General features: G+C 38.8%; 12 protein-coding genes. 7 read left to right on the forward strand and 5 right to left on the reverse strand.

Annotated elements, in window-relative coordinates:
• Positions 1-540 precede the first annotated feature (540 nt).
• Positions 541-1,419, forward strand: coding sequence for an ABC transporter substrate-binding protein (locus J7R13_RS01695; RefSeq protein WP_208437277.1), 879 nt, complete (start codon positions 541-543; stop codon positions 1,417-1,419).
• A gap of 10 nt (positions 1,420-1,429) precedes the next feature.
• On the opposite strand, the gene J7R13_RS01700 is transcribed toward J7R13_RS01695, so the two are convergent.
• Positions 1,430-2,962, reverse strand: coding sequence for a YifB family Mg chelatase-like AAA ATPase (locus J7R13_RS01700; protein ID WP_208437181.1), 1,533 nt, complete (start codon positions 2,960-2,962; stop codon positions 1,430-1,432).
• Positions 2,963-3,374: 412 nt separating this feature from the next.
• On the opposite strand from J7R13_RS01700, the gene J7R13_RS01705 reads away from it, so the two are divergent.
• Positions 3,375-5,333, forward strand: coding sequence for an autotransporter assembly complex protein TamA (locus J7R13_RS01705; RefSeq protein ID WP_208437182.1), 1,959 nt, complete (start codon positions 3,375-3,377; stop codon positions 5,331-5,333).
• On the forward strand, positions 5,333-9,982 hold the full coding sequence (locus tag J7R13_RS01710; protein WP_208437183.1) for a translocation/assembly module TamB domain-containing protein: 4,650 nt from the start codon (positions 5,333-5,335) through the stop codon (positions 9,980-9,982). Before J7R13_RS01705 ends, J7R13_RS01710 begins: the two co-directional genes overlap by 1 nt.
• A gap of 1,328 nt (positions 9,983-11,310) precedes the next feature.
• Here J7R13_RS01710 and J7R13_RS01715 read toward each other — a convergent pair.
• The gene (locus J7R13_RS01715) at positions 11,311-13,077 is read right to left on the reverse strand and encodes an ABC transporter ATP-binding protein (RefSeq protein WP_208437184.1); all 1,767 of its coding nucleotides are present in this window, start codon (positions 13,075-13,077) and stop codon (positions 11,311-11,313) included.
• A 224-nt stretch (positions 13,078-13,301) separates the two neighbouring features.
• On the reverse strand, positions 13,302-13,820 hold the full coding sequence (gene infC / locus J7R13_RS01720) for a translation initiation factor IF-3 (RefSeq protein WP_208437278.1): 519 nt from the start codon (positions 13,818-13,820) through the stop codon (positions 13,302-13,304).
• A gap of 193 nt (positions 13,821-14,013) precedes the next feature.
• Between infC and J7R13_RS01725 the strand changes: the two genes are divergently transcribed.
• The 3 genes from J7R13_RS01725 to dapE all read left to right on the forward strand — a co-directional run bounded on the left by J7R13_RS01725 (position 14,014) and on the right by dapE (position 16,963).
• On the forward strand, positions 14,014-14,793 hold the full coding sequence (locus J7R13_RS01725; protein ID WP_208432393.1) for an alpha/beta hydrolase: 780 nt from the start codon (positions 14,014-14,016) through the stop codon (positions 14,791-14,793).
• A gap of 34 nt (positions 14,794-14,827) precedes the next feature.
• The gene (locus tag J7R13_RS01730) at positions 14,828-15,574 is read left to right on the forward strand and encodes a M48 family metallopeptidase (RefSeq protein ID WP_208437185.1); all 747 of its coding nucleotides are present in this window, start codon (positions 14,828-14,830) and stop codon (positions 15,572-15,574) included.
• A gap of 216 nt (positions 15,575-15,790) precedes the next feature.
• On the forward strand, positions 15,791-16,963 hold the full coding sequence (dapE, locus tag J7R13_RS01735; protein WP_208437186.1) for a succinyl-diaminopimelate desuccinylase: 1,173 nt from the start codon (positions 15,791-15,793) through the stop codon (positions 16,961-16,963).
• A 99-nt stretch (positions 16,964-17,062) separates the two neighbouring features.
• Here dapE and hemW read toward each other — a convergent pair whose 3' ends face one another.
• Together hemW and rdgB are read right to left on the reverse strand one after the other, a co-directional pair.
• Complete coding sequence (hemW, locus tag J7R13_RS01740; protein WP_208437187.1) at positions 17,063-18,262, reverse strand: radical SAM family heme chaperone HemW; 1,200 nt, start codon at positions 18,260-18,262, stop codon at positions 17,063-17,065.
• Positions 18,259-18,906 carry an RdgB/HAM1 family non-canonical purine NTP pyrophosphatase gene (rdgB, locus tag J7R13_RS01745; RefSeq protein ID WP_208437188.1) on the reverse strand — a complete coding sequence of 216 codons (648 nt, stop codon included), beginning with the start codon at positions 18,904-18,906 and terminating at the stop codon, positions 18,259-18,261. Before rdgB ends, hemW begins: the two co-directional genes overlap by 4 nt.
• 307 nt (positions 18,907-19,213) lie before the next feature.
• Between rdgB and hrcA the strand changes: the two genes are divergently transcribed.
• Positions 19,214-20,284: a heat-inducible transcriptional repressor HrcA gene (hrcA, locus tag J7R13_RS01750; protein ID WP_208437189.1), complete on the forward strand. Its 1,071-nt coding sequence runs from the start codon at positions 19,214-19,216 to the stop codon at positions 20,282-20,284.
• The last annotated feature ends 84 nt before the right edge of the window (positions 20,285-20,368 follow it).

Consider the following 20,368-nt stretch of genomic DNA (forward strand, 5'->3'; position numbering starts at 1 on the left):
AAGTTAATCCATTTCTGTATTCGATTTGCGATATTTCATCAGCTTTTTCTGAGCTTAATGTTTTGGCTAGTTATTTATGGAATAACCAATTAAATATTTACCGTATATCGGATCTATATTCAACATCTGTCAGCAGATAATTAGAGAGAATGATTTTTGCACACATAAACAATGTGCATTGCGGCGTTGTATTTTGAGGTAAAAATACAAATAACAAGTCTTATAAAGTTTATCTCTTCCCTTTGTGGTAATGAATAAAATTATCTGTCAAGCTAACTTAATCGACCTTTGTACTTTTATGAATGAATTTGGAATAAGTTTGTGCTAAAATTTTAACATTATCAATATATTCTGGAAATATATGGAAACTGTTAAGTTTTTAACTGTTTTACAGAATACTAAGAATTTTCATTCATTAAAATAGCAGATATTTCAGTTAAGTGCGTTAGATATTGTATCTGAGAAGAGTTACATTTTACTTTGCAAAATGGGGTGAAAATTTTGAACATACAGAAACCTATATATGCAAAACATTTTCAACTGCACTTACAACATTTTCTTCCCAAGAATATATTTAATACTCTTATTGGAGCGTTATTTATAACATGGGGATTTTTATTTTCCGCCTTTGCAGAAGCTGAAACGGTTGGAGAACTGCCTTCTTTTTTTGATTCGCATGAATATTTTGTACAACCTGACACAACGGATATAATCCGTTTGCGTTTTGTAACAACTTTTGATTTTCCTCCCTTTAACTTTCTTGACAAAACAGGACATCTTGCAGGTTATAATATTGATTTGTTGCGTGCTATTTGCTCGAAATTAGGCCTTAAGAAATTTTGTGAGGTAGAAGTTGTTCCTTGGGAAGAGCTTGTAGACCATGTAAAAAATGGTGGAGCAGAAGTGATTATCGCTGGTTTAAAAGAAACAATCAAAACACGTCAAGATATTGTTTTTACAAAGTCTTATTTACGCTTTCCGGCTCGATTTGTTGCCTCTCGACTTGTCAATCTTGATGCACCAATCAGCGATAGACTAGCACATTTAAACAGTGGATTTTTATTCAACAGTGCCCATGAAAAGCTTTTCCAGAGTTATTTTCCTGAAGCCAAAGGACAGGGATTTAACAATAGGGAAGAGCTCTATAAAGCGCTACAGGATCATAAAATTGATCTTATTTTTGATGATGGATTTGCTTTATCTTTATGGTTAAATGATGCAAAATCCATCAATTGCTGCCATTTTGTTGGAGGGGCGTATATGGCTCCACAGCTATTGGGGCAAGGAATGCGTCTTGCTGTTGCAAAAAAGAACGAAAAATTGGTTGATATACTCAATTATGCTCTGAAATCTCTAGAAGATGATGGCAAGCTTTCAGAGCTTTATCTGCGTTATTTTCCTATTAGTTTTTATCGATGAATACTTTACCTTAAGTAAGAGCTGTTAGTCTTTCGGTGCCCAGTCGGTAGGAAATAGCCTCTGCGAGATGTTGGCGTGAAAGATGGTCTGCTTCGTCGAGATCAGCAATGGTGCGTGCAACTTTGAGAATGCGATGATAGGCACGTGCAGAAAGGTGCATCTTTTCACTCACATCCCGTAAGAGTTTAGCTGCGTTTTGGTCAGGAATAGCAATTTCTTCGATGATTTTAGCAGGGCAATCACCGTTGGTACGAATATGATCAAGTCCCAGTTTAACAAAACGTTTGGCTTGAATCGCACGAGAACGTGCGACTCGTTTTGCAACATCGCAGCTTTTTTCTGATTGTTCTGGTTGCATAAGATCCATAGCTGTCAAAGCAGGAACATCGATCCGTAAATCAATTCGGTCTAGCAGAGGACCAGAAATGCGGGATTGATAATCGATTTGACAGCGTACTCCTTTTGCGCAAACATAGTCTTTTTCACCTGCCATACCACATCGACAAGGGTTCATTGCGGCAATGAGTTGAATGCGGGCAGGATAGCTGATATGGTGGTTTGCGCGGGCGATAACACATTCTCCACTCTCTAAAGGTTGACGAAGAGAATCAAGGACTTGTGGAGAAAATTCAGGTAATTCATCAAGGAATAAAACGCCATTATGTGCGAGTGAAACTTCTCCTGGTCGTCCTTTAAGTCCACCACCGATCATTGCTGCCATGGAAGCAGAATGATGCGGAGCACGAAAAGGGCAGTGAAGTGAAATGGTATTATGGACTGTGTCTCCTGTGATGGAAGCAATCAGAGAAACGTCTAACAGCTCACGGCTATCAAGAGGTGGCAAAATGGAAGGTAAGCGTTGGGCTAACATAGATTTTCCAGCGCCAGGAGGACCTACAAACAAAAGATTATGTCGTCCAGCTGCACAAACTTCTAATGCCCGTTTGGCGGTTTTCTGTCCTTTAATTTCGCAAAGGTCTGGAAGCTCAGTTTGTATAGTATATTGGCGAGGTTGTGGACGTTTTTGAATTTGGGTTCCTTTAAAATGATTGACCATGGTGAGAAGAGTCTCGGGAGCGAGAATATTCATCTCTGCATTTGCCCATGCTGCTTCAGGCCCGCATGAGTGGGGACAAATGAGTCCTTTATCGTGTGATAAAGCTGTCATTGCAGCTGGTAAAACACCGTTAACGGCGGTGATAGAACCATCCAGTGATAATTCGCCTAAAATGATGTAATCTTGTGCGACCTCAGGAGGAAGAAGTCCCATAGCAAGCATTAAGCCTACAGCTATTGGCAAATCATAGTGCGATCCCTCTTTAGGTAGATCAGCTGGCGCAAGATTAATCGTAACCCGTTTGTTAGGCATAGAAAGCCCACAAGCATGGAGAGCTGCTTGTACGCGTTCACGACTTTCTGCGATCGCTTTATCGGCTAATCCAACAATAGCCATTCCTATTTTACCGGGGGAAATCATAACCTGTACATCAACAGGTACTGCTTCTAGACCGCGAAAAGCAACAGTTGTGACACGCGCGATCATCAGTTTATTCCCCCTCTTTTAACTTACGAAGAGACAAACATATCCGTACATAAAAATCAAGAAGTCTCTATATGGTTTTCTGTAGTGAAAGATCTATATACGTGTGCAAGCTTTTGTAGTGTAATTAGGGAGAATAATTTGCACAAATTTAACCATGATTATATGCGGTTAAATAAAATATTTATAATGCGCTAAATGAATGTGTTAGGGAAAAAGAAGAAAAGCTGTTTGTATTGTACAGCAGTGCAGGGTTTTATGAATTAAGGGGATGAGACATTATGCATCGTAAGAAAAGAATGTTATTTGCTGTGATCAAACGTATGAAATATCCAGAGTAGGTATATTTATCTTTCTTGTTCGATGTTATTTATAGTACAAAGTGATGTAAAGTATATTGAAGGTATCTGATTTGATGTTATATCAGACGGGAGTTTTTTTTAAATCAGGAACCATGCGCAGAGTATTTATAGGTCTATCCTTCGTCTGTGCCTTTCCGCAACCCCTTGCAGCATTTGAGCTTTTCGGCATTCCTCTTTTTGGTCAAAAGAAAACAAATTCCCCTTCTCATGTCAGTGGTATGGAGAAATTTTATAAAGTTGATGTCATTACATCACCAGGTGCTCCATCAGAAGGCGTTAAAATAGTTAAAGCTGTATCTTCTCTCGTCGTTGATCAAGATAAAGCATTCAGCTCTTCTGGCTTGTTGGCTAAAGCGCGTTCAGATTATCAGGCAATTCTTTCTGCTCTTTATGCTGATGGACGCTACGGCGGTGTTATTAGTATTAAGATTAATGGCTTAGAAGCTGCTGATTTAAGCCCGGTGACTCAACTTCCAGCACAATCTAATATCGTTATTACCATTGATGCCGGTCCACAATATATTTTTAGTGTTGCAGGTATCGATAAAGTTGCTCCATTCGTAAAATATAAAACCAATAGAATGCCCACAATTGCAGAATTGGGTTATCAGGTTGGGGCTGTTGCCAAATCTGAAACCATTCTGAAAGCAGAAAGATGGGCAATTGAAGGATGGCGTCGGCAGGGTTATGCTAAAGCTAAAGTTATGAAAAGTGAAGTTGTTGCTGATCATGCGTCACGTCTCATTGATGCGCAGATTACTGTTGATCTTGGACAAGAAGCTTATTACGGCCCTTTAACTGTGCGTAATGTTAGTAAGAAGCCAAGCGTGGATTCAGCTTATATTGCATGGATGACAGGACTGAAGGTAGGCCAAAAATATGATTCTGATGCATTAGCCAAAGCGAATGAAAGGCTTGCAAGACTTAATATTTTTCGTGCTGTGAATATACGTGAGGCCGAGTCAATTAACCCTGATGGGAGTTTACCGCTTATGCTTGTTTTAGAAGAACGTAAACCACGTCGTTTCGGTGTAGGCGGTAGCTATTCAACATTAGATGGTACTGGTTTTGAAGCTTATTGGATGCATAACAATCTTTTTGGCCATGCAGAACGTCTTAAAGTTGAGACGAAAATAAGCGGTATTGGCAGTAACAAGAAGGAATCGTATAATCTGAAAAATTTTGATTATCTTTTCGGCAGCACGTTTATAAAGCCTGGTATATTCACTCCTGATACGGATTTTAGAACAGAATTAAAAATACAGCAAGATGTCCTAGACAATTACACTACAAAAGCCATCAAAGGAAAGTTTGGTATAACGCATATCTTTAATAGTAATTTATCAGGACAGGTTGCTATAGAAGCTTCTAATGGTTATTCACACGATGTCTATTTTGGGAACCGTCATTTTACAACAATTGGGTTACCTAGTAGTTTGATTTACGATAGTCGTAATAACAAATTTAATGCGACCAAAGGCTTGTATGGTGAGGTGAGTGTTGAACCTTTTTATGAAATACGCTCTAACAATTTTGTAGCAAAAATGACTGTGGAAGGTCGTTCTTATTGGGCGCTGGATGAAAAGGATCGTTTTATTTTTGCAGCGCGGGCAAAGTTTGGTAAAATTCTTGGAAGTGATAAAGCACAAGTACCTTCAGATACGCTCTTTTTTGCTGGTGGTGGTGGGTCTGTTCGTGGTTATGCTTATCGCAATATTGGTATCAAAACAGAACAAGATGCTATTGTTGGGGGGCGGGCGCTTGTTGAGGGGTCAGCAGAGTTACGTTTTTCTTTAAATGATAAGATAGGGGTTGTCAGTTTTCTTGATGGAGGGTTCGTAGGGGGAAAAGCGTTTGCTGATTTTTCTCAAAAAATAAAATGGGGAGCCGGTATTGGAGGTCGCTATATGACAGGTATTGGTCCTTTACGCATTGATTTAGCTTTTCCTCTTAAGCGGGGGAAAAGTGATCCTCGTATTGGTTTTTATGTGGGTATAGGGCAAGCGTTTTAATGAAAAAAAGTGTGCGTTTATCGGCTTTCTTATTTGGTCTTTCATTTTTTTTGATGGGCGCTTTTGTTTTTGCCCAGAAAGGCAATTCATCTTCTAGCGAAGCAACAGCAAATGATCGTTCATGGTTTGTTTCTTTGATTGAACGCGGACTTTCAGCATCTAATCGCCAAGTTCGTTTATATAATATGCAGGGGGTATTATCGTCTCAAGCATCAATTGATGCTATTACTGTGAGTGATAAAAAAGGTGTTTGGCTTAAAATTACCAATGCTAAAATGGATTGGAACCGTCTAGCGTTACTGAGAGGACGTATAGATATTAACCAGCTTTCAGCAGAACAGATTACGTTTTTACGCAAACCGCATGACAATTTTTCTCTTATTGCTTCTCTTGAGGCGAGGAAGTTTTCTTTGCCAAAATTGCCACTTGACATTTCTATAAACACGCTTACGGCTAAACACGTAGTGTTTGAACAGGGACTCTTGGGTTTTTCTGCTGATGTGTCCTTAAAAGGGAATCTAACCTTAGCTAATGGTGATTTTGATGTCGATATAGCGGCGCATCGTTTAGATGCACCGGGATCTTTCTCTATTTTAACGAAGATATCCGATAGCAATCGTACAGCTAAAATTGATATTTCTGTTGATGAATCACAAAATGGCATTTTGGCGAATATTTTTAACATTGAAAAGCGTCCTGCATTAAATCTTTCCATAAGAGGTGATGGTACTTTCGATGATTTAGTTGTCAGCCTTTCTTTAGAAGCCAATCATCATCCTGTTTTGCATGGCAATGTTATTCTCGCAAGTGTTGCAGAAGGGCACGGTTTTTCTACTAAACTAGTAGGAACACTCGGTCCTTTGATACCTCCACAATATCGTAGCCTCTTTGAATCTGATATGACGTTGAAAGCAGAGGCGAGAATAACAAAAGAAGGTGTGAAGCACCTTGATCATATGGTGATTCAGAGCAAAACAATGAATATTTTGGCTAATGCTGAAATAACAACAGATGGATTTTTGCGGCGGCTTTTTATTGATGGCAAAATGGCTCTTGATAAGGAAAATGGTGCTACTCATTTATCAGCGTCAGAAACGCCAATGCGTGCGGATAATCTTGCTTTAAATATTGATTATGGCCGTGAAGGGCAACAATCTTGGAATGGTCGGCTTGTTGTACATCAGTTGAGCAATAAAAATATTCGTATTCGTGATGCGATTTTTGATATGGGGGGAGTGAGCGAAAATCTTGATAATGCAGCTTCTCGTCATGTTGGTATTCAAATTAAGGGAACGCTTCAAGGGATTGAAAAAAGTAAGAGCACATTGGGAGAAGGTCTAGGACAAACAGTTCATGTGCATTTAGATACGGATGTTGTTTCTAAAAAGCCAGTTTTGATTCATGATTTTAGTATTACGGGTCAGGGGTTTTCTGCTTGGTTAAAAGGAAAAATGAATCGTTTTGTTTTTAAAGGTGACCTTGGTTTAAAAGCCCAAACACTAGCTCCTTTTAGTTTACTGAGTAGACAATCACTCTCTGGTAGTACAGATATTAAAGCCAAAGGAACTATCGGTTTAATTGACGGCGTTTTTGATCTTGAATTATCAGGGATGGCTGACAATATGAAAATAGGTGTGGAGCCTTTTGATCGTTTTTTCAAAGGAAATTTTATTCTTTCAGGTGGTGCTGCTTACGACACGGCGAGTTTGATTTTGCGTCGTTTAGATTTGAAAAGTCAATACGCAAACATAAAAGCTGATGGATATTTTTCAAGTGAGAGCGCTAAAATGGATTTCTATGCTCAAATATCTGATTTAGCCAAATTGGATTCGAGAATGAACGGTGCACTCACAGTCCAAAGTACTGCTAGAGGGCGTAATAACCTTATAAAATTTAATACAAATGCCCATGTTGCTGAAGCATTTTTAGTGGGGAAAAAACTAAAGAACACAACACTTACTATAAAAACTTTGATGGATAATACATCTCCGAGTGCTTCTTTAACGGGTTCTATAAAGGGAGAAGGAACTTTTTCTGAGAAACCATTGCATTTATCTGCTTCTTTTAAGGATTCTAATCAAATTCGAAAACTTGAAGATATCAATATTAGAGGGGGAAGTGCAAAAATAACCGGTGACCTTTCTCAAAAACTTGGAGGTTTTGTGAAAGGAGCTTTGCATATTGACGCTGATGATATTTCAGTGCTTGCTGCATTATTTTTGCAGGAGGGTAGTGGAAAGGTAAAAGGAGATTTTATTTTTGACGAACAAAATGGCAGGCAAAAAGCCAACCTAAAGGCGCATGTTGACCGTTTAAGCTTTGCAAAGAATAAAATTAAAAAGTTGGAAGTCAAAGCAGATGTATTTGACCCTTTGGGTATGGCTCAGTTTGAAGGTTTTATCAATGCAGACCATATCCAAACGCCTTTTATGATGGTTAATCGTTTAAATGCTCACGCTAATGGCAACGATGGGCAAACAGTTTTTAATGTTAAAGCGATGTTGCCTAATGATACAAACGCACGACTTTCTGGCCGTATGGTTACAGCGAGATTTCCAGAAGGTATAAAACGAGAAGTGCAGATTGAAACCATAGATGTTAAACAACACAATCTTCATGCGACATTGCCTAAATCGGCTACGATTTTTTTTGATAAAGATGGAATGACAATAAATGAATTAGGAATCGCAATTAATGGAGGCAAAGTTATACTTTCAGGAAATGTGCAAGATACCCTTAATCTGCACCTAACAATGAATGCGCTTCCTGCTGCTTTAGCCAATTTATGGAAATCCAATCTTGGAGCAGCTGGTACTTTAACAGGGCAGGTTATAATTCGAGGTCCTTTTAAAAAACCTGATGTGACCTATGATATAAAAGGTGAGGGGCTAACAACTAATGCTCTTCAAGATAAAAACGTAATGCCATTTGTGCTTGCTGCTACAGGTAAAACAGTAGAACAAAACCTTATTTTGAATACAAATTTAATGGGAGAAGGGGTACAAGCACAAGCACAAGGTCGTATATCTTTAGATAAAAATACGCTTGATCTCCATGTTAATTTGCAAGATTTTCCTGCGCGTTTGGTTAATAGTTTTATTGAAGGACAAGCGCTTGGAGGAACAATTGTAGGCAAGGTTGATATTGGTGGAACAATGAAAGATCCATCTGCTCATTTTGAACTTTCTAGTCAAAACTTGACTGCTATGACGCATAAAGGACCTATGTCGATTAATATGAATACCCGTGGTTCTTACAAAAAATCGACTTTTCATATTGAGAATATAATAGCAACTGGAGATAAAGGATTAGATCTCTCTATAAATGGGCCTGTTTCTTTCAATGGTTCAGAGGCCAGATTGAATGTTAAAGGAACAATGCCTCTTGCTTTTATTGATCTATTATTAGCTAAGCGTGGTGCGCATGTAACGGGTACAGCCAGAATTGATGCAACTCTTAATGGTGAATTATTGAAGCCACAGTTGGTAGGGGATCTTTCTATAGTTGATGGTAGTTTTTTTGATTCAAAAACAAATGTAGGGTTGAACAATATAACAATTGAAGGCAAATCGAATGGGGATCATATTCTTATAGAAAAAGCTTCAGCTTCTTCATCTGAGGGGGGATCAATTTCTGCTTCAGGCCGTATTTCTCATGATGGAGAGACAGATTTGGTGTTTAATCTTGATCACGCCAATTATAATGATGGTTCGATGATTCTTGCAACGTTGTCCGGCAAGATGACAATGACGGGCCATTTTTTAGGCAACCTTGTTATTGGTGGTGATGTCATCGTTGAAAAAGCTGAAATTCTTGTTCCGGATCATTTTCGAAACGCAAAATTTCTTAATATTAAGAATAAGAATTTAACTAAATCGATTCAAAAAACGCTTGAACGTGCTGACGTTAAGATCACTACCAAAACTCGTAATATCTCTCAAGAATCTTCATCTGTTATGTTATCAGATATGCGTATTACGGCACACAATCAGTTTTTTGTACGTGGACGAGGGTTAGATACTGAACTAGGAGGGCGCATTAACTTAGCAGGACCACTGAATGATGTGCAACCAGTTGGTGAGTTTAGGATGATTCGTGGACGTTTTGATATTCTTTCACAGCATCTTAATTTTGACCAAGGACAAGCAAGTTTTAGCGGTAATCTTAATCCTACGGTTTATTTTGTCACCAACAATAATAGTGGTGATATTCGCGTTACGGTAACTATAAGTGGAACGATTGATAATCTTGATATTAATTTTTCTTCACAACCAAATTTGCCACAGGATGAGATCTTGGCACGTTTGATTTTTAATCGCTCTCTTAATGAGTTATCACCATTTCAGATTGCTCAGCTTGCGGCAGCGGCAGCTGATCTTGCAGGAGCTTCTAATACATCTTTATTGAATGCTCTACGGGCTAAAATTGGTCTTGATGATCTTGATGTTATCGTTGATGAAAAAGGTAATACGGGTTTACGCGTTGGACGTTATATACACAATAACATTTATTTAGGCTTTGAAGCAGGATCGGATGGAAAGACGAAAGGGACAATTAATTTAGACATTTCACGCAATCTCAAAGCTAAAGGCGCCATAGGAAATGAAAAAAATTCTAGTGTGGGTTTATTTTATGAAAGAGACTATTAACGATTGAAGTTCTTAAGTTCCAATTACTGAAGTGTTATGCACTTAACTCTCTAAGGCAGAGGAAGATTAAAACTGGGATGAGGAATCTCATAAAAGAAGAAGATTTTTTATAAAATCGTGAGAAGATACGTCTGAAATATTTGTTTTTTGTTTATTACATTTTCTCAGTGAGGGGCAAGCTTTTCACGAAAAGCAGCACTTTGTTATATTGCTCATTCACGTGCTTGTTTTAATATTTCTCGTTGCTCCAAATTGCACCCCACGCTGGCACTGGTAAAGAGTATAACGCAAAATCCGTTGGGCACCACCAATCTTTACTAATGCAAGAGTCAAGCGGGCACATCATTTACTTTGTCAGCTTCTAATTTTGCCAACTGTTCTTGCATTGAGACGGTTTATGAAATGTATATTTATTGCTTGCCTAAATAGTTTCTTATTCACGCGCTGACTTGTCTTGCGATGTACAAGAAAACAATTTTTTGATTCCTGCATGGCAAGGATTTAAAATGAAAAAATCTTACAGTATTCAGAGGTCCCATTCAAATTGCAAAACAATGAATTATCATTATAAGTCAATGTGTTGTGTTTCCTTGAAGATGCATTTTATAAGGTCACTTTTTTGTAATGATAACTATCATAGCTATGCAAGATTTTCCTTTTTTAGCAGTAAGGAATAATAGGAATATTGTTTTACTTTTCACCTGTTTTTTTAGCGTATTGGGATTATAACTTTTATCAGCAAAACGTGTGTATTTTATCTTTCAAAAAATTAAGGTGCTTAATGTCATTCTAGTTCCTAGACATGAGAGTAAAACGTACAGTTTAGTCCAAGGCATCCGCTACAAGAAGAAGTTTAATGATAAATCCTTAACTTGTTTCTCTTCAATGTTTCTTTTTATGCTAAGCTTATCGACAATTTGCGATGTAATCTATAACAGGCAGCACGGAAATAGGTGGCAGATAAAGGTGTATCATCCAGATTTATCATTATAGTTTTTGGCAGCTGTTTCAAAATTTGAAGTCTACTTTTTTGCAGCCACAAAAATTCATAATGTTTACGGATGCTACACCATTTGCCTGCGGAAAGAGGAAACTCTTGCTATTGAGCCCTTGTTTGTAAAATAAGATGAATTTCTTCAATAAAACAACAGGGAAGTTCTTCAATTCTCATACAAATCCTGAAAATGTGTCTTCAATAAATTGTAAATTTTTTGCCAATCGTTGTGCTTAATGTAATAACTTCCTCTTGAGAACACCTCTATTATTTACAAAGGAATATGGCTATCTATCCACTTTTTATCACAAATGCTTACTTAGGTATATAGAAATTAAGATTTATGCTGTTTGAATTGGATATTATGAAGTTTTTTGTAAAAACCATTTTCCTTTGCAAGCAATTCTTTTTGAGTACCTTGTTCGACCAGTTGACCATTTTGTATAACGATAATTTTATGAGCGCGAGCAATCGTTGAAAGGCGATGGGCAATGGTGATAGTCGTGCGTCCTTTTGTGAGATGATGAAGGGCTTCATTAATTTGTGCTTCAGTATGCGAATCTAATGCACTTGTTGCTTCATCAAGAATCAGAATTTCACTATCATGAAGCATTGCTCTGGCGATAGCGAGTCGTTGTTTTTGTCCACCTGAAAGATTACAGCCATTATCACCTATCTGTGTATCATAGCCATTTGGTAGATCCATAATAAAGTCGTGAGCATTGGCTGCTTTTGCTGCTTTAATAATGTCGTCGTCGCAGGCTCCTGCTTTTCCAAGCTCAATATTATATTTAACAGTTCCTTGAAAGAGAAAAGTATCCTGCCCTACATAGGCTATCAGATTTCTAAGGGAGCGAAATGTAGTATAACGAATGTCTTGATCATTAATCAATATGCGTCCCTTTGTGGGGTCATAAAGGCGCATAATAAGGTTTATAAGGGTTGATTTTCCCGAACCAGATGGCCCTACCAACGCTGTTGTTTTTCTAGGTTCTATCTCTAGATTAATATTCCTCAACACCATTTTGTTATCCGTATATGCAAAAGAAACATTTTCAAAACGGATAGTTCCTTGTGTTTTATCTAAATCTTTAGCTTTTGCATGTTCTATAACAGTAAGAGGACGATCAAGAATTTCAAACATAGTACGGATATTGACCAAGCCAGCTTCAATTTTAACACGTACATTTGCGAGTCTTTTTGCAGGCTCGTAAGCAAGAAGTAGAGCAACAATAAAAGACATGAACTCACCTTGAACACCTGTACGCTGGGTTGCAAGATAACCGGAAAAACAGATAATACCCGCAATGGCAACACCAGCGAGGGTTTCCATAATTGGATTTGTAATGGCTTGAAGTGTTGCAATAGTGTTTGCTTGTTTTTCAACATCGCAAATAGCTTCGTCCATACGTTTTTTCATGAGCTCTTCTAATGAAAAAGCTTTGATAACCCGAATACCAGTAGAACTTTCTTGCACGATTTTGATAATTTCACCAAGCGAAAGGAGTTCTTTTTCCACAAGGCTACGAACACGTTTTAAAGCCATTCGAATCCCTAAAAAAGCCAGTGGTCCTACTATTAAAGTAATGGCAATTAACGTAAAATTTTGAATGAACATGACAAGCAATAGGCCGCTAACAGAAAGTAAATCGCGTACAAAAGTTGTAATAATTGTATCAATGATATTACGCGCGGCTGTAGCGTTGTGGGTTACGCGCACAAGAAGGTCAGATGAGGTATTATTATGATAAAAAGAGACTCCCTGTTCCATAAGGCGCGCGTAAATTTTGCGCTGTTGTTCAGCAACAATACTGTTGCCTGCTTTGCTCAAAAAGTAAGTTTGGGAAAAAGTTGCAATCCCTTTGAGGATAAAAATGAAAGCGATGACACTGGAAGTCAGAACAATCATACCAAAATTTTGCGCGTCAATAATATAATTGACAACGTCACGCATAATCCATGCACTGGCTGCCGTTGTGCAGGAAATAATGATCATTGAAAAAATAGCAGCTCCGTACCAACGTGCATGTTTATGAAAATTTTCTCGCAGAAGACGGATGATAAGATGTTTATCAAAAGCAGAAATTTGTTTTTTGATCATGAAGCGCTTCTATATTTTATTGTTGTTTTATGCAAGATTGAAGCACTCTTAATTAAAGACATTTAGTCGTTTTGATAATAAAGAGTATTTTCTTAATGGGAGAAGCTGGCGCATAACAGCCACCAATTTAAAAGTACCACAGCAACAATATGCGGCACTTTTAAATCATATCCATATACTCAACTCTAGATGAGTCGCATTTCATATATTATCCTAATGAAATATTACTTAGGTGCTATCACCATCATCATTTGACGGCCTTCGAGTTTTGGTTCAGATTCGATTTTAGCAATTTCACTGGTATCCTCTTTCACCCGCTGAAGAAGCTTTAACCCAAGATCTTGGTGTGCCATTTCACGACCACGAAAACGCAAAGTAACCTTTACTTTATCACCATTACCAATAAAGCGATGAACGGCTTTGAGCTTAACTTCATAATCATGGACATCAACATTGGGACGCATCTTAATCTCTTTGATTTCGATGACCTTTTGCTTTTTACGTGTTTCAGCGGCTTTTTTTTGGGTTTGATATTTCAATTTGCCCAAATCGATGATTTTACACACGGGCGGTTCTGCATTTGGTACAATTTCAACCAAATCAAGCCCTGCATCTACGGCCATAGCAAGTGCTTCTTGTATTGCAACAATTCCCTGATGTTGTCCTTCATCATTGATAAGCTGAACGCGAGGAACCCGAATGTCCTGATTTGAGCGTGGCCCGTCTTTTTGGGTAGGTGTTATTTTAAACGGTCTACGAATGGTTTATGCTCCTTAATTTTGATTAATCTACAATATAATTTAATATACAATTATACACAGAAAAACAACTAGAATTCGCGCCTTTTTCATTATTTGATTTATGACTTTGTGGGCTGATTTGGAAGATAGAAGTTTTTCTTTTATAATAGAAAATGTTTTATGAAGGAAAAGAATCATGGACCAAAATATTTCTTGCCAATTTTTTTCGTTTGAAGGTACTGCTCTCGCAGTGCGTCATCGTAAAGGCCGCAGCTCTCCTAGTCTTGTTTGGCTTTCTGGCTATCAATCCGATATGTTGGGGAGTAAGGCGGTGATGGTTGATAATTTTGCTCAGAAGAATGACTTGTCTTGTTTACGTTTTGATTATTCTGGCCATGGAGAGTCTGAGGGTGATTTTTTTCAAGGAACGATTTCACGTTGGGTGAAGGAAAGTCTGGCAACTTTTGAAGCTTATTGTGAAGGACCACAAATTTTGATTGGTTCCTCTATGGGGGGATGGATTGCTCTCAAGCTTGCTATGATGCTAGCGCAGAAAAATAAGAGCCTTGCTGGTATGGTGTTGATTGCGCCGGCTCCTGATTTTACGCAAACATTAGTGGAACCAGAATTAGGGCCGGAGGAATGGAAAATTTTGGAAGAAAAAGGGTATATTGAACGACCTGCAGTTGGTGATACCGAGCCGATGCCCTTTACAAAGGCTTTGATTGAAGATGGACGAGACAACTGTGTTATGAAAGGATGCATTGATGTTGGGTGTCCGGTTCATATTTTGCAAGGGATGGAAGATACAGAAATACCCTATCAGCATACATTGTCTTTACTTGATCATTTGCCTTTACATGATGTAACATTAACACTTATTCGTGATGCAGATCATCGGCTTTCGCGTCCGCAGGATTTAGTATGCCTCGAAACAGTGTTGAGGTCATTAATTGACAGAATTAATGCAGGATAAGGGGGCAAGTTCATTGATGATGAAGACATAATGTATGACCGTTTATGAACAACATTTTATTTTCTCTGATCGTATTGTGCCTCTACGTGTACGCAAACATAAATGTGCACGTCGTCTTACATTGCGTATTGATGCAAGCGGGCAGGGAATTTGTGTAACAGCACCGCCAACGCTAAGTCTTTGTTCGGTTCAAGGTTTCATTGAAAAGCACCGATTTTGGATTGAAGCGCGTCTCACGCGTGTATGTGTTTCTCACGAAAATGCGTATCTCAGAAAAGGTACAACAATTCCTGTATTGGGTGTCGCGCATACCATAAGACATAAAGAAGGGCGTGGAGTATCGGAAATTATTGTAGGAGAAGCAGGACAAAAACCTCAAATTATCGTTTATGGTCAATTAGAATATTTGCCAAGACGTGTTGCTGATGTTCTAAAAAAACAGGCAGCGCTTACTATAGCGCCATTGGTTGCATATTATACACGTAAAGTAGAGCGTAAAGTGAAGTCAGTTTGTTATAAAGATACGAAAAGTCGTTGGGGATCTTGTTCAATAGACAAGCGTCTTTCTTTTTCTTGGCGCCTTATTATGGCACCAAAAGAAATTGTTGAATATGTCGTTGCGCATGAAGTCGCTCATCTTGTTGAAATGAATCACGGACCAAAGTTTTGGAACCTTTGTGAAAAGCTTTGTCCAGATAGTAAAACGTATCGTGCTTGGTTGAAGGAAAATGGTCATATGCTGCAAGCAATCAATTTTCATTCATATAAGTTAGAAATATAAAAAGCCCTTAATAAGGTAATATTTGATGGAACTTTTTGTTGAGTGTGCCGTTATGTGTGTGCTTTGTCACTCATGGGTGAAGAAGCCATTGAAGCCTCAGCACGATTGTCTTCCCCTGCCTAGTGTGCTGAGTGCTTTCAATGTTTTTGCTTTATCTTTTTTATAATTCAGCTTAATAATTTCTGGTGATCCCTCAGTTCAGATTGGAAAAGCGCTATGCCTGTCCTTACAGATCCACTTCAACTATTACAGGCTCTTATTCGTTGTCCTTCTGTCACACCTCATGAAGCGGGTGCCTTATCAACTTTGGAACAATTTCTAGCAAAGATGGGGTTTCATATTGAACGTCCTGTTTTTTCGGATAAAAATACAGAAGATGTTGAAAATCTTTATGCAAAAATGGGGGGAGAAGGGCTGCATCTTATGTTTGCGGGCCATACTGATGTTGTGCCACCAGGTGCGTTGGAACACTGGATACATCCTCCTTTTGAAGCTGTCATAGATCAAGGGAAGTTATATGGGCGGGGTGCTGTTGATATGAAGGGTGGAATTGCTTGTTTTGTTGCGGCACTGGCTCGAGTTCTTGAAAAAAAGTCCATTAAAGGAATGGTAAGCTTTCTGATTACCGGTGATGAAGAAGGCCCTGCTGTTAACGGTACAGTCAAACTTCTCAAATGGGCAGAACAAAAAGGTGAAAAATGGACTGCAGCTCTTGTGGGAGAACCAACAAGCGTAAAAGTTGTTGGTGATGTGATCAAGATTGGACGTCGAGGATCAATTTCTGGTATCATCACGGTTAAAGGTTGCCAAGGACACGTTGCTTTTCCTGAGCGAGCAGCTAATCCATTGCCCTTAGCAAGTAAGCTTATTCAAGCGTTGACACAAACTGCTTTAGATCAAGGATCGGAAAATTTTCAACCAAGTAATTTGGAATTAACAACTGTTGATACGGGGAATTCGGCGGTGAATATTATTCCAGCGCAAACGACAATCCGTTTTAATATACGCTACAACGATCTTTGGACAAAAGAAATGCTTATGGCAGAAATTGAAAAGCGCCTTGCTTCAATACAACCAAAAAACAAGTCTGATCAATACCCCTCCTATAAGTTGGAATGGATTCCAAGTTTGGGAGATGTTTTTTTGACAAAAAATGATAAAATCGTTAAGCTTTTATCAAATGCTATTAAAAGTGTAACAGGAAATACACCAGAATGTTCAACTTCAGGGGGGACTTCGGATGCGCGATTCATTAAGGATTATTGCCCAGTGGTTGAATTTGGTTTACCGGGGCAATCGATGCATATGGTAGATGAGTGTGTAACTCTTGAAGCACTGGAAACTCTCACTGTTATTTATGAGCGTTTCATTATTGATTTTTTTGCGTAAAAAAGAAGCGATTGTTTTTTTTAACATTTTTACCACAAATTAAAAACCGTGGATGTTATATAGCAATCGATGGGAAGGCAGGTTAGAGCCATAAAGATTTTAGTTTGCCAATTGGTTGATAATGTGGTCAAGAAGGATGCGTCCTTTGTTTGTCGCTTTTAAGCGCTGATTTCCTAGCATTTCTACTAGCCCTTGTTGTTGTAAATCGATAAGCTTTTCCATTGGTAAACCCTTGGGACTTAAGGTTTCATAACGTGTAAGATTCAAACCTTCGCAAAGACGCAAGCCCATGAGAAGCATTTCATTTGCTTGTTGCTCTCTGGTCAAGTGTTCTGTTTCAACACAGCCATGCCCCGTAGTTTCTACTAGTTTAAGCCAATGTTCAGGATATTTTTCATTTATTGTGACATAACGTTCATGATTTTCAATGGGAAAGGAAAGTGCTTTTGAAGAGGCAGAGGAATGATTCGGTATATGCTCAATAAAGCGACCATGAGCTCCCGGACCAAAGCCTGCATATTCATGATAACGCCAATAGAGAAGATTGTGTGCTGATTCGGCACCGGGGATTGCGTGATTTGAGATCTCATAAGCTGGAAGTCCAAGTGTAGTAGTTATTTCTTGGGTAAGATGATACAGGTCTGCTGCGAGTTCTGAAGCGGGGAGGATAAGCTTTCCTGCGGCATGAAGCCGTTTAAAAGCTGTTCCTTCTTCGATAGTCAGTTGGTAAAGAGAAAGATGATCTGCTGCCAAGTCAATAGCTTGAAAAAGCTCATCTTTCCATTGCTCGAGTGTTTGCTCGGGGCGAGCATAAATGAGATCAAAGGATAAACGTGGAAAGATTTTCCGCGCCAAAGCAATAGCGTCAAGAGCCTGTTTCACATCATGGAGACGGCCAAGTTGTCGTAGTGCTTTGTCATTGAGTGCTTGTACACCCAAGGATAAGCGGTTAACTCCCGCTGCTCTGTATCCACGAAAGCGTTCTGCTTCTACGCTTGATGGGTTGGCTTCCAGTGTGATTTCAACTTTATCATCGACCGTCCACTTTTTTGCAAGTGCTTGCAATAAAGCATCAACAGTGTGAGGGGTCATAAGAGAGGGTGTACCCCCACCAATAAAGATACTTGTAATATGACGTGGACCTATTTTATGATATTGCGTTTCTATTTCGCGTTCAAAAGCGGTTACAAAGCGTGGTTGATCAACGCCACGGACGCGAACGTGTGAATTAAAGTCACAATAAGGACATTTAGTAGCGCAAAAAGGCCAATGAATATAAATGCCAAAAGCTTTATTCATGAGAGCGTTAAAAGGTTTTCTGCTAAAAGCTTGAAAGCACGCGCACGATGCGAGAGGGGTGCTTTATCATTGAGCTTCCAGCCATGCTTTTGCTCTGTTGACATTTCACCAAAGGTATTTTCATATCCATCTGGTAAAAAAATAGGATCAAAGCCAAAACCTTTGTCTCCACGTGGTGGCCAAATGAAAGTACCTTCAACGCACCCACGGAAATAGTCTGCATGAGCATCGGGCCATGCAATACAGATGACTGATATAAATCGACCTTTCCGTTGGCTTTTTTCATGTGCTCCAACTTTTTGGAGTTCGTCTTCTACTTTTTGCATAGCTTTTGAAAAGTTACGTGTGCCATCGGGTTGAAGAGCGAGGTCAGCTGTATAAACACCTGGTGCACCACCCAATGCATCCACTTCCATGCCAGAATCATCAGAAAGAGCCGGAAGTCCTGTATTTTTTGCTGCTGCAAAAGCTTTAATGTAGGCATTTTCTTCAAATGTTGTTCCCGTTTCTTTTGGTTCCGGTAATCCGAGCTCTTTTGCTGATTGTATCGTTAAACCAAAAGGAGCGACCAATGTGGTAATTTCATGTAATTTTCCGGTGTTATGTGTGGCAATGACGAGTTTTTCTGTTGCTATGCTTCTCATATACATTTCTCCAGAAATGAAAAGGGGGATAGTTTGTGCTAAAAACCAGCTTAAACACCAATATATACGAGTTCTGCTAGATTCTATGCAATACAATCTTTTTGCTTTACTGATATCCCATTCAAATAAAATCTTTAATATTTTGTGAGAATAATGATTAAAAAGACTTATAACTGATCCCTTTTTTGATGATAGCATTTTTTATAATAATATATAATATGCTTTTGCGCTACTTTAGCCTATTTGACCAAACCTTAGCAAAACTTATATAAGAGAGAAATATTTTCAAAGTAATGAATGAGTTTTAATGAAGCACAAACCTATTGATGAGGAACTAAAATATCTTGATGAGCGTTCGCGTGACATCTTTCGCCATATTGTTGAAGCTTATCTTAATGATGGTGAACCTGTAGGATCACGAAATCTTTCAAAGCTTTTGCAACAGACATTGTCACCTGCTACGATTCGCAATGTGATGAGTGATCTCGAACATCTTGGTTTGATTTATGCACCGCACGTATCTGCGGGACGAATGCCAACACAATCAGGGTTAAGATTTTTTGTTGATGCATTTATGGAAGCGGGTGATTTGCCAAACGAGGAGCGTGAAAGTATTGAAGCGCAAGTCAAGGAGGCTGGTCATGCACAATCTGTTGAACATTTTCTCATTCAAGCGAGTCGCGTTCTTTCAGATCTTTCACGTGGGGCAGGCCTTGTTTTAGCAACAAAACATGAAGGGACGTTGAAGCATATTGAATTTGTGCGCCTTGATAGAGAGCATGCTCTCACCGTTTTAGTGACTCAACAAGGTGAGGTTGAAAATCGTATTGTTCATTTACCGGAAGGTGTTACCCATGCACAATTGACAGAGGCAACGAATTTTCTCAATGCCCATATTCAGGGACGTACATTGAGTGAAGCTAAAGAAGAAATTGCACGTTTATGCTCAGAAACGCGGGCTGCCCTTGATCATTTATCTCATCATCTTGTTGAAACGGGGTTAGCTCTTTGGGGAGGAGAAGATGCTGACCATAAAGTACACCTTATTGTTCGCGGGCGCAGTAATTTGCTTGAAGATGTGAAAGCAGAAGAAGATTTAGAGCGGTTACGACATCTGTTTGATGACCTTGAAACGCGTGAAAGTATGGCGCAGCTTCTTGATTTAACGGATGAAGGTTCGGGAGTTCGTATTTTTATTGGTTCAGAAAATAAATTGTTTTCGCTTTCTGGTTCTTCTTTAGTGGTGGCACCTTATCGTGATTCAAAACAAAAGGTTATTGGCGCCTTAGGAGTTATTGGGCCCACACGGCTTAATTACGCAAGGATTGTACCCATGGTTGATTATACGGCTCAACTTGTATCACAACTGTTGCGTTAAAACGTTCAGGTGAACATTTGTATTATAAACGCTCATTGTATTAAGATATGTAAATACCCCCTTGATTTTTGTCTGCAAAATTTC

Source organism: Bartonella taylorii 8TBB, from assembly GCF_902825155.1.
Classification (GTDB): domain Bacteria; phylum Pseudomonadota; class Alphaproteobacteria; order Rhizobiales; family Rhizobiaceae; genus Bartonella; species Bartonella taylorii_A.

Bases quoted from the DNA above. Each gene is read 5' to 3' on its own strand.
- J7R13_RS01700 (WP_208437181.1), bottom strand. From the start codon at position 2,962: ATGATCGCGCGTGTCACAACTGTTGCTTTTCGCGGTCTAGAAGCAGTA.
- J7R13_RS01705 (WP_208437182.1), top strand. From the start codon at position 3,375: ATGTTATATCAGACGGGAGTTTTTTTTAAATCAGGAACCATGCGCAGA.
- J7R13_RS01710 (WP_208437183.1), top strand. From the start codon at position 5,333: ATGAAAAAAAGTGTGCGTTTATCGGCTTTCTTATTTGGTCTTTCATTT.
- J7R13_RS01715 (WP_208437184.1), bottom strand. From the start codon at position 13,077: ATGATCAAAAAACAAATTTCTGCTTTTGATAAACATCTTATCATCCGT.
- J7R13_RS01725 (WP_208432393.1), top strand. From the start codon at position 14,014: ATGGACCAAAATATTTCTTGCCAATTTTTTTCGTTTGAAGGTACTGCT.
- J7R13_RS01730 (WP_208437185.1), top strand. From the start codon at position 14,828: ATGACCGTTTATGAACAACATTTTATTTTCTCTGATCGTATTGTGCCT.
- dapE (WP_208437186.1), top strand. From the start codon at position 15,791: ATGCCTGTCCTTACAGATCCACTTCAACTATTACAGGCTCTTATTCGT.
- hemW (WP_208437187.1), bottom strand. From the start codon at position 18,262: ATGAATAAAGCTTTTGGCATTTATATTCATTGGCCTTTTTGCGCTACT.
- rdgB (WP_208437188.1), bottom strand. From the start codon at position 18,906: ATGAGAAGCATAGCAACAGAAAAACTCGTCATTGCCACACATAACACC.
- hrcA (WP_208437189.1), top strand. From the start codon at position 19,214: ATGAAGCACAAACCTATTGATGAGGAACTAAAATATCTTGATGAGCGT.